This window comes from Actinotalea ferrariae (assembly GCF_019733465.1).
GTDB lineage: Bacteria > Actinomycetota > Actinomycetes > Actinomycetales > Cellulomonadaceae > Actinotalea > Actinotalea ferrariae_A.
Map to the genome: position 1 here is coordinate 1 of NZ_JACVQL010000115.1, position 9,277 is coordinate 9,277.

9 protein-coding genes and 1 pseudogene are annotated in these 9,277 nt (G+C 76.8%); 5 read left to right on the forward strand and 5 right to left on the reverse strand.

The annotated features are described in order from the left end of the window. Window positions 1-12: 12 nt before the first annotated feature. Both ICW40_RS10260 and ICW40_RS10265 read right to left on the reverse strand, forming a co-directional pair. Window positions 13-690: a DUF4142 domain-containing protein gene (locus tag ICW40_RS10260; protein ID WP_221653729.1), complete on the reverse strand. Its 678-nt coding sequence runs from the start codon at window positions 688-690 to the stop codon at window positions 13-15. An 83-nt stretch (window positions 691-773) separates the two neighbouring features. Beyond that, window positions 774-2,384 (reverse strand): class I SAM-dependent methyltransferase, encoded by a 1,611-nt coding sequence (locus ICW40_RS10265; RefSeq protein WP_221653730.1) that lies wholly within the window; start codon window positions 2,382-2,384, stop codon window positions 774-776. Between the two features lie 159 nt (window positions 2,385-2,543). Between ICW40_RS10265 and ICW40_RS10270 the strand changes: the two genes are divergently transcribed. The 3 genes from ICW40_RS10270 to ICW40_RS10280 are packed head-to-tail and all read left to right on the forward strand — an operon-like array spanning window position 2,544 to window position 4,188. Then, window positions 2,544-2,936 carry a YbaB/EbfC family nucleoid-associated protein gene (locus ICW40_RS10270; RefSeq protein WP_221653731.1) on the forward strand — a complete coding sequence of 131 codons (393 nt, stop codon included), beginning with the start codon at window positions 2,544-2,546 and terminating at the stop codon, window positions 2,934-2,936. After that, window positions 2,933-3,256: a hypothetical protein gene (locus ICW40_RS10275; RefSeq protein WP_221653732.1), complete on the forward strand. Its 324-nt coding sequence runs from the start codon at window positions 2,933-2,935 to the stop codon at window positions 3,254-3,256. Before ICW40_RS10270 ends, ICW40_RS10275 begins: the two co-directional genes overlap by 4 nt. Further along, window positions 3,256-4,188, forward strand: a complete 933-nt coding sequence (locus ICW40_RS10280) for a WXG100 family type VII secretion target (protein ID WP_221653733.1) — start codon at window positions 3,256-3,258, stop codon at window positions 4,186-4,188. The genes ICW40_RS10275 and ICW40_RS10280 overlap by 1 nt, the downstream gene beginning before the upstream one ends. A gap of 51 nt (window positions 4,189-4,239) precedes the next feature. On the opposite strand, the gene ICW40_RS10285 is transcribed toward ICW40_RS10280, so the two are convergent. Then, a complete protein-coding gene (locus tag ICW40_RS10285) occupies window positions 4,240-4,692 on the reverse strand; it encodes a hypothetical protein (RefSeq protein WP_221653734.1) in 453 nt (150 codons plus the stop codon). A 60-nt stretch (window positions 4,693-4,752) separates the two neighbouring features. Here ICW40_RS10285 and ICW40_RS10290 point away from each other — a divergent pair, with 60 nt between their 5' ends. Continuing rightward, window positions 4,753-5,664, forward strand: a complete 912-nt coding sequence (locus ICW40_RS10290) for a DNA-3-methyladenine glycosylase family protein (RefSeq protein ID WP_221653735.1) — start codon at window positions 4,753-4,755, stop codon at window positions 5,662-5,664. Between the two features lie 31 nt (window positions 5,665-5,695). Here ICW40_RS10290 and ICW40_RS10295 read toward each other — a convergent pair whose 3' ends face one another. Then, a complete protein-coding gene (locus tag ICW40_RS10295) occupies window positions 5,696-5,839 on the reverse strand; it encodes a hypothetical protein (protein ID WP_221653736.1) in 144 nt (47 codons plus the stop codon). 195 nt (window positions 5,840-6,034) lie between these two features. On the opposite strand from ICW40_RS10295, the gene ICW40_RS10300 reads away from it, so the two are divergent. Beyond that, on the forward strand, window positions 6,035-8,740 hold the full coding sequence (locus tag ICW40_RS10300; protein ID WP_221653737.1) for an ATP-binding protein: 2,706 nt from the start codon (window positions 6,035-6,037) through the stop codon (window positions 8,738-8,740). A gap of 235 nt (window positions 8,741-8,975) precedes the next feature. Here the strand turns inward: ICW40_RS10300 and ICW40_RS10305 are convergent. Next, window positions 8,976-9,277, reverse strand: a pseudogene (locus ICW40_RS10305) (hypothetical protein); the annotation flags it as partial.

Consider the following 9,277-nt stretch of genomic DNA (forward strand, 5'->3'; position numbering starts at 1 on the left):
GCTGCGGGGAGCTCACCGGCGCGCGGTCACCTGCGCGGCCGCCGGGCGGCGGAGCCGGAGCGCGAACGCGGCGACGAGCGCGAGCAGCAGCCCGCCCGCGGTCGCGAGCGCGAGGCCGAGGGGTCGCTCCGACGTCGCGGCCTGGCCGCCCGTGCCGGCGGCGACGACGTCGACCCCGAGCTCCTGGGCGAGCATGAGCGCGTGGTCGAGGTGGCCCTGGACGACGGGCGCGGCCGCCGTGGCGAGGTCCTTGACGGCCTGCTCGGAGCCGCCCGCGAGCTCCTGCTCGCCGAGCGCGAGCGTCTGCCGGTGTGCCTCGATCTGCAGGTAGAGCCAGGCCGTGTCGAAGTCCTGCCCGGTCTCGGCCGTGACCTCGGCGAGGGCCGCCTGCTGCGCGGGCGACGGCGCGTCGGGCAGCGTCACGCCGAGCTGCTGGGCGACGGCCGTGAGCTGGGTGTCGAGGGCCGTGTGGTCGGTGATGAGCTGCTGGCCCATCTGCCGGACGCCGTCCGTGGTGGCCTGCGCGACGGCCGCCTCCCCGGAGGCGATCTCGGCGAGGTTGCCCTGGTGCGCGGCGGCGAGGAAGGCCAGGTCCTGGTCGTTGGGCTCGGCGGAGGCCGGCCCGGCGGCGAGGGCGATGCCGAGGACCGCGGCGGTGAGCGCGGCGGCGGAGCGGACGGCTGTTCTCATGGGGGTCCCCCTCAGGACGGGTTGTCGTGGAGTCCCACCATGCGACGGCGTCGCGGGGCGCGCGCGCCGAGCGACCGGGTCGCTCAGCCCGGACGGCGCGCGACGCTCAGCACGTGCGTGTCCGGCCACGGCAGGTCGTCGCCCGAGGCCGGGTCGACGAGGCGCGCTCCGACCGAGAGGCGGTGCTCGACGAGCCAGTCGTTGCGCCAGGCGCCGCTCGCGGGCTCGAGCTCGAAGCCCGCGGCCTCGAGCAGCTCCACCCAGTCCGGCCACGTCATGTCGCAGAACCGCTCGTGGCACTCGGACAGCCAGCTCGACACGTAGTCGCGCGTGCAGAGGAACTCCATCGCCGCGCGGAGCGTGAGCTCCGCGACCGCGGGCTTCCCGGCCCGCGCGTCGCCCGCGTCGACCCAGCGCACGTCGCACGCACCGCCCGAGAGCGCCGGGAAGTCGTGCGCGAACTGGAGGAGGCGCGCTGCCGGCGACAGGGCCGCGACGTGCGCCTCGACGTCCGCGCGCTGCCGCGTCCCGAGGTCCGCCGGACCCGCGTCGAGGTCGACGGGGCCGTCGAGGTGCAGGTGGACGACGCGGTCGCCACCCTCCGGCCCGAGGACGTCCGAGTTGATCCAGACCCCGCCGGGTGCGGTGTGCGCGAAGATGCGCCGCGCGAGCAGCTCGAGGTCGGCGCGCCCGGCCCCGTAGCTCGCGATCTCGTGCGTGAGTGCGACGGTCGTCGTCGTGCTGACGGTCGCGTCCGGGAAGACGGGTGCGGTGAGCAGGTTCCGCTGCGCGAAGAAGACGTTGGGGTTCGCGAACACGCCCTGCGCCTTGCGGTGCTGGGCCTCGGCCACGAGGTGCCGCGAGACGTCGACGCCGTACAGGTCGGACTCGGCGAGGCGCGGGTCCGCCGCGGCGCGCTCGAGCAGGCCGCCGGCCGCGCAGCCGAGGTCGACGACGCGCCCCGGCCGCACGTGCGGTCCGACCTGCGCCCACTTGCGGTCGGAGGCGCCGTCGAAGTCCGCGGTGTACGAGCGGTAGTCCCGGGTCTCGGTGAGGTCGCCCTCGGCGGAGACGGTCGGGTCGAGGTGCGCGGTGCGGACCGCCTCGACGAGCCCGTAGCGGTCGTACACCGCGAGGGCGGCGGGGTGGACGAGCTCGCGCCAGCGGTCGTCGCCCGCGACGGCGAGCTCGAGCACGTCCCACGGTCGTGCCGGCTCGTCGGGGTGCCCAGCCTCGACCGGGGCGATCCGGAAGCCGAGCGCGGCCCACATCGCGGCGACGCCCTCCGTCGAGCACGCGACGACCGTGTCCGCGGGTGTCAGCCGCAGCCCGAGCGTGAGCTCGACCGTGCCGAGCACGGTGTGCGCGAACCGGGCGCTCGGCGGCACGTCGGCGACAGGCACCACGAGCGGCTCGGCGCCCTCGGCCGCGCCCACGCGCTCGATGATCGCCTCGCGCCGGTGGGCGGGCAGCGGGTTGCGCCGCGTCCCCGAGTGGGTCGCCGAGGTCAGGGCCCACACGACGCGGGCGTCCGGAGCGCACACCACGGGCCGGCCTGACGCGTCGACCTCCTCGCCCGCGAGGAGGCGGCGCAGGTAGTCGGCCTGGAAGCGGGTCACGAGGTGGTGGCGGCCGGGCAGCAGCACGTGCCGCACCTCGCCGTGGGCGTGCTGCTCCGTCGTCGTCGCTTCCATGCACCGAACGGTGCCCGACGTCGGCCGCCGGGTGCACGCGTGTCCGCGGACGGCGTCCCCCGTCCGGGTGATCACGGGGCGCGAGGACGCTCCCGGCGCGTCGGGCCGTCGTCGGGGTCGATAGGGTCGCACGCGCTGGACGACCGTGGAGGGGGACGCATGGCAGGCACGACGACCGACGAGTGGGTGGCGCGGCTGCAGGTCGAGGCGCAGGAGCGCCTCGAGGCGGCGGCCAGGCTCGAGCAGGAGCTCGCCGGGGCCCGGGCCACGGGGACCAGCACCGAGCGGTCCGTCACCGTCACGGTCGGCGCCTCGGGTGTCGTGACCGACGTCGTCTTCACCTCCGTCGCGGAGCGGCTCTCGGCCGACCAGCTGCGGGCCGCGGTGCTCGAGGCCCTCGGCCGCGCGCAGCTCGCGATGGGCGAGACCGTGGCCCGGCTGACCGACGGCATCGCCGGGGCACCCGACGTCCGGGACCTCATCGCCGGCCGCGTCCCCGAGTCCACGCGTGACGCGCTCCAGCGCGAGATCGCGGCGAGGGACGAGCGGTGAGCGCCGACATCCGCGTCGAGTACGACGTGCTCAGCCGCGGCGCGAGCGACCACCACGCCATCGCGGCCCGGTTCGCGACGCTCGACGCGAAGCGCGCGTCGGCGGACCTGCCCCAGGGCAGCCTCGGCAAGCTGCCGGCGTCCGACGAGATCCAGGCCGCGTTCGACGCCCGCTACCAGGGGCTCGGCGAGGCGCTCGCCGCGCTCGAGGAGATCTACGGCAACGTCGGCGACGCGCTGGGCCTCACGCTCGACAGCTACCGCGGGTCGGACGAGGCCGTGCGGGACATCTTCACCAAGCTCCTCTCCGGGGGGCGCTGATGTCCGTCAGCGGCGCGGTCTCGGTCTGGGACAAGATCAACGGCTGGATGGCCCCCCTCGACGGGTTCGTCGACTCCCTGCTGCGGCCCGTCGTGGCGCCGCTCGCGGACATGTTCGACGCCGTCACCGGGGACTCGGGCGAGGTGCGCAGCACCGCGCAGCGCTGGCGTGACCTCGCCTCGACGCTCGACCAGCTCGTCGACCACCACCGCGACGTCATCGCACCGATGGCGGGCGGCTGGGAGGGCGAGGCGCACGACGCGTTCGCCGCGACCATGAGCGAGCTGCTCGAGCAGGTCCAGGGGCTCGCGGACTCGACCAAGGAGACGGCCGAGTTCCTCGACGACGCGGCCATGGAGATCGAGGTCGCGGAGGAGCTCGTCGCGACGATCATCCGCGAGCTCATCGAGTGGGCGCTGCTGTCGCTCGCCGTCGGGCTCGCGCTGAGCTTCGTCACGTTCGGCGCCTCGGCCGCGGCAGGCGCCGCGGCCGCTGCGGCCCGCGGGGCGGTCGCCTACTCCAAGATCGCGGCCGCGCTCGCCAAGGTCGCGCAGCTGCTCAACCAGCTCGCCCAGCTGCTGCGCGCCGTCAAGGCGATGAAGTTCTTCTCCAAGCAGGGGTTCTTCATCAAGACGCTGCTGGTCAAGGGCCTGATCCTCAAGCCCGTCGTGCAGCCGCTCACCGGCCTGTCGGCGTCGCCGCTCACGGAGGCGGGGAAGACCGGGTTGCAGGGGTTGCGGGACATCATCGCCGACGAGGCGGACGACCAGCTGAGCGACCAGGACCGCATGCAGACCCCGCTGCGCGACCGGCTCGACGACGTCATGGGCCCCGGCGCGGACCACGTGCGCCCCTACAAGCAGCACATCGACCGGGTCGCCGAGGGCATCGACTGGCTCGACGACCGGATCCCGTCCCCGCCGCTGCGCTGACCGCGACCTCGCCGGGCTCGGCACGACGTCGGGTCCGGCGCGGCGTCGAGGTCAGCGCGGGGGCTGCCCCTTCCGGACCGTGCTCGCGGCGAGCGAGATGCCCTTGATCATGAGGACGAGCCAGAGCACGCCCAGCACGACGACGCCAGCGACGACGCCAGCGAGCAGGCCGGTGCCGTCGGCGACGAGGTAGCCGATCAGCCCGAGGCCGCCCACCACGACGACGACGGCGACCGCCCACACAGCGATCTCGAGCAGGCCGTGGCCGAGCTCGCGCGCCATGTCCTTGCCGAGCTCGCGGGCCGACGGCACGTGCACGTCGGGGATCGCGGGCTGCCGCGGCTGCGGCGGCTGCGGCGGCGCGCCGTAGCCGTGCTGTACCTGCGGTGCGCCGGGCGCCGGGGGCGGCGGCACGTGCGGTGGCAGGGGCGGCGGCCCGGCCGGGCCCTGCGGGCCGGTGCCTCCGTGGCCGGGCGCTCCGGGCTGCGGGTAGGACGACGTCACAGGCCGGGACGGTAGCAGCGGTGCGGCCGGTGCGCCGCCTCCGCGTGTGACGATGGGTGCGTGGAGCAGCAGTCGGTCGTCACCCTCGCCGGAGGGGTCGACCTGCACCCCACCCTGGCGCCGCTGCGCCGCGGGTTCCGGGACCCCGCCTACCGCACGGGTCCCGACGGCGCCGTCTGGCGCGCCACCCTGCTCGCATCGGGTCCGGCGACCGTGCGGCTGCAGCAGCGCGGCCCGTGCGACGTCGCGGTGACCGCCTGGGGCCCCGGCGCTGCCGAGGCGCTCGCGGCAGCACCCGCGATGCTCGGCGCGCACGACGACGCGTCGACGTTCGACCCGCCGGCCGGCCCCGTGCGCGACGCCTTCCGCCGCGCCGGCGCCGTCCGCATCCCGCGCACCGGGCGGGTCCTCGAGGCGCTCGTGCCCGCGATCCTCGAGCAGCGCGTCATCACGCGCACGGCGCAGGACGCGTGGGCGTACCTGCTGCGTGCCCACGGCTCACCGGCGCCGGGCCCGGCGCCCGACGGGATGCGCGTGCCGCCGTCGGCTGCCGGGTGGGCGCAGGTCCCGGTGTGGGACTTCCACCGCGCCGGCGTCGACCCGCGGCGGGCCCGAGCCGTCGTCGCGGCCGCCCGCATCGCGCACCGGCTCGAGGAGACGGTCCGGATGGCGCCGCTCGACGCGCTCGCGCGGCTCACGGTCGTCCCGGGGGTGGGCGCGTGGACCGCGGCGGAGACGGCGCAGCGCGCGCTCGGCGACGCCGACGCGGTCTCCGTCGGGGACTACCACCTCTCGGGTCAGGTGGGCTGGGCGCTCACGGGCGCGAAGGTCGACGACGCCGGCATGCTCGAGCTGCTCGAGCCGTACCGGCCGCACCGCTACCGCGCCGTGCGGCTGCTGCTGCTGAGCGGTGCGGCCCGCGTCCCGCGCCGCGGTCCGCGCCTGACGGTCGAGGACCACCGGCGCCGCTGAGACCTGCCGGGCCTGCGCCCGCGCGCGGTGGTCAGCCGTGGCGCGGCTTGAGGACCCCCTGGTCGCCGTCGGGCTGGTCGCTCTTGCCGGCGACCTTGAGGCGCACGCCGTAGAGGGCGCCCACCACCGCCAGCACCTGCTCGAGGGGTTCGGTCGAGTCGATCGTGACCTGCATGGTGGGGCCCTTCTCGCGGTCGGCCGCGGGGGCGGCCGTGACACCTCGGAGGGTAGGACCGGGTGGCGCCGGGTGCCTAGGGCCGTCCGGGCGGACGCGCGTGCGGCGCGTCGGCGCGCCGCGCACCCGGGTGTTCCGCGGTTGCGGGCTCTCGTGTTCAATCGTCGGCAGGTGCGGCGCCCGACGGGAGGTGCGATGAGCGATCTCCCCACGGGCACGCTCACGCTCCTCTTCACCGACATCGAGGGCTCGACCGCGGTCCTGGCCCGCCTGGGCGCGCGCTACGCCGACGTCGTCTCGGCCTACCGCGCCGTGGTGCGCGACGCCGTCCGGCGGTGGTCGGGGCACGAGCTCGGCACCGAGGGCGACAGCTTCTTCGTCGTCTTCCGGTCGGTCGGCGACGCCGTCCGGGCGGTCCTGGACGCGCAGACCGCGCTCGTGGCGGCGGCCTGGCCGGGCGGCGAGACCGTCCGGGTCCGGATGGGCCTGCACACCGGTGAGCCGACGCGGCACGAGGACGGCTACGTCGGGATGGACGTGCACCGCGCGGCGCGCGTCGCGGGTGCCGCGCACGGCGGCCAGGTGCTCGTGACCGAGGCGACCTACCGGATCGCCGCGGCCGACCCGGTGCCGGGCGTGACCTTCGCCGACCTCGGCCTGCACCGGCTCAAGGACCTCGCGCAGCCCGAGCGGCTGCACCAGCTCGTGGCGCCAGGCCTGCCCGACCGCTTCCCGCGCCCGCGCAGCCTCGGCTCGGCCTCCACGCTCCCGCTGCCGAGCACGGCGCTCGTCGGGCGCGACGACGACGTCGCGCGGGTGGTGCGCACCATCGGCGGAATGGACGCGCGGCTCGTCACGCTCACCGGGCCGGGCGGCGCGGGCAAGACCCGGCTCGCCCTCGCGGCCGCGGCCGCGATCGAGGACCGGTTCGCCGACGGCGTCTTCCTCGTCCCGCTCGCCCCGGTCCGGGCCACGGAGGTGATGTGGACGACGGTCGCCGACGTCGTCGGCGCGCCGGGCGAGTCCAAGGCACCGCCCACGGTGCTCGCGCACCTGGCTCCGCGTCGCGTGCTCCTCGTGCTCGACAACCTCGAGCAGATCGCCGGCGCGCCCGCGGTCGTGTCCCAGCTCGTCGCGTCCGGGCCGGGCGTCGCGGTCCTGGCGACGTCACGTCGCCCGCTGCGCGTGTCCGGCGAGCACGAGGTCCCGGTGGAGCCGTTGCCCGTGCCGGAGGTCGAGGGCCTCGCGGGCACGGACGGCAGCGGCGCGGTCGAGCTGTTCGTCCGGCGCGCCCGCCTCGTCCGGCCGGGCTTCGCGCTCACCGCGGACAACGTGGCCGACGTCGTCGAGATCTGCCGGCGGCTGGACGGCCTGCCGCTCGCGATCGAGCTGGTCGCGGCGCGGACGCGCCTGCTCGGCCCGCGGGCGCTGCTCGCCCGGCTCGACCAGGACGTCGCGGTCGCGCGACCCGCGGTCGACGTGCCCGAGCGGCACCGGACGCTCGAGGCGACCCTGACCTGGTCCTACGAGCTGCTGCCCGAGCCCCTGCGGGCGGCGTTCCGGCGGCTCGGCGCGTGCGGCGGCGACGTCGACCTCGCGGCGGCGGAGGCCGTCCTGGCCGAGGGGACTGCCGGTGGGGGAGAGGGCGACGACGCCGCAGGCGGCGCATACGTCGACGCGGTCGAGGTCGTCGCCGAGCTGGTCGACGCCAGCCTCCTCACGGTCCTCGACGGGCCGGACGGCGAGCCGCGCGTGCGGATGCTGCGCACGGTCGCGTCGTTCGCGCGCTCGATGCTGCGGGCGTCGGGGGAGCGCGACGTCGTCGGATTGCGGCACGCCCGGCACTTCGCCGAGGTGGCGCGCACCGCGGCCGAGCAGCTGCGCGGTCCGAACCACCTCGCCGCCCGCGACCGGCTCGAGCGCGAGCTGCCCAACCTGCGCGCCGCGCTCGCGTGGTCGCTCGCCGCGCCCGGCGGCGGCGCCGGTGCCGGTGCCGGTGCTCACGCGGGCGTCGACCCGGACGAGCGGCTCGGCGTCGGCCTGCGGCTCTGCGAGCACCTCTCGTGGTTCTGGTACGCGTGCGGCTACCAGGCCGAGGGGCGGCGCTGGCTCGGCGCGGCGGTCGAGGCCGCGGGTGGCAGGGCGACCGGCGGGGGGCCGGCGGAGGTCGTGACCGCCCTCTTCGGGCTCGGTGTGCTCGTCCTCCAGCAGGGCCAGGCCGACCGCGCCCGCGAGATGCTCGAGCGGTGCCTCGTCGTGTGGCGGGCCGCGGGCGACGCGACGGGCACCGCACGCGCGCTGAACAGCCTCGCGATGGCGCACCGGGCCCTGGGGGACCACGACGAGGCGGTCCGGCTCGCGCAGGAGTCGGCCGACGTCGCGCGGGACGTGGGCGACCTGGGGCGCGAGGTGAACGCGGTGTCCAACCTCGCGGTCCTCGCCGTCGACCGGGGCGACACCGACCGGGCGGTCGAGCTGCTGCGCCGGTGCCTCGAGCTCGACGTGGCGCTCGAGGACGCGTGGGGCCAGGGCGCCGACCACGTGAACCTCACGGGCGCGCTGCTGCGCGCCGGGCGGGTGGACGAGGCGGAGGAGCACCTGCGGGCCAACGCCGCGGACGCCGTCGCGCTCAACGACGTCGAGATCACGATCGACGTGCTGTCCCTCTTCGCGGGCATCGCCGCTCACCGCCGGCAGGCCGTCCGCGCGGCGCGGCTGCTGGGCGCGTCGACCCGGCTGCGCGAGCAGGCGGACGTGCCGCTGACCGCGACGGACGCCGTGTGGTTCGACGCGGCGATCGCCCTGGTCGAGGGCCGCCCGGACGGCGCGACGTGGGACGCCGAGGTCGCCGCCGGCCGCGCGCTGGACGCGGCCGCGGCGGTCGCCCTCGCCCTCACCTGACCCTGGGGTCGCCCACCCCGCCACCGCGCACCCCGCCCCGACACCCGACGCCCGACGCCCGACGCCCGACGCCCTAGATCGTGCGGCGCGCGGGGCCCGTGGGGCCGGTGGGGCCGGCGTGGTGGAACAGCAGCCTCAGGGGCCACGCGCGTCACATGCGCCGCACATCCTGGTGAGGGCGGGCGACGTGAGGCGCCCTCCGGGCGTCGCTCGAGGACGCGCTGATCCGAAGGGCCTACCCGCGGGCGGCCGCGACCGTGCGCACGCGTGCCTGCGCGGGCGCGAGGACCCGGGTCGGGGTGGGGGCGTCGGTGCGTGCGGACCTGCCGGAGAGGCGCTCGGCCAGCGCGATCGCGTCCGCCAGGAGGGCCGCGAGCCGGGCGTCGACGTCGGGAGCGCCCGAGCGGGCGATCGAGAGCACGGCGAACTCCACGACGGCCTCGGCGTCGACGCGCGGCGCGCGCGTGAGGCCCGCGGTGTAGTCGGCGGCCCAGCGTGCGGCGTCGGGCGCTGCGTCGAGCGCGGCGCGGGTGGTCC

Bases quoted from the DNA above. Each gene is read 5' to 3' on its own strand.
- ICW40_RS10300 (WP_221653737.1), top strand. From the start codon at position 6,035: ATGAGCGATCTCCCCACGGGCACGCTCACGCTCCTCTTCACCGACATC.
- ICW40_RS10270 (WP_221653731.1), top strand. From the start codon at position 2,544: ATGGCAGGCACGACGACCGACGAGTGGGTGGCGCGGCTGCAGGTCGAG.
- ICW40_RS10295 (WP_221653736.1), bottom strand. From the start codon at position 5,839: ATGCAGGTCACGATCGACTCGACCGAACCCCTCGAGCAGGTGCTGGCG.
- ICW40_RS10265 (WP_221653730.1), bottom strand. From the start codon at position 2,384: ATGGAAGCGACGACGACGGAGCAGCACGCCCACGGCGAGGTGCGGCAC.
- ICW40_RS10260 (WP_221653729.1), bottom strand. From the start codon at position 690: ATGAGAACAGCCGTCCGCTCCGCCGCCGCGCTCACCGCCGCGGTCCTC.
- ICW40_RS10280 (WP_221653733.1), top strand. From the start codon at position 3,256: ATGTCCGTCAGCGGCGCGGTCTCGGTCTGGGACAAGATCAACGGCTGG.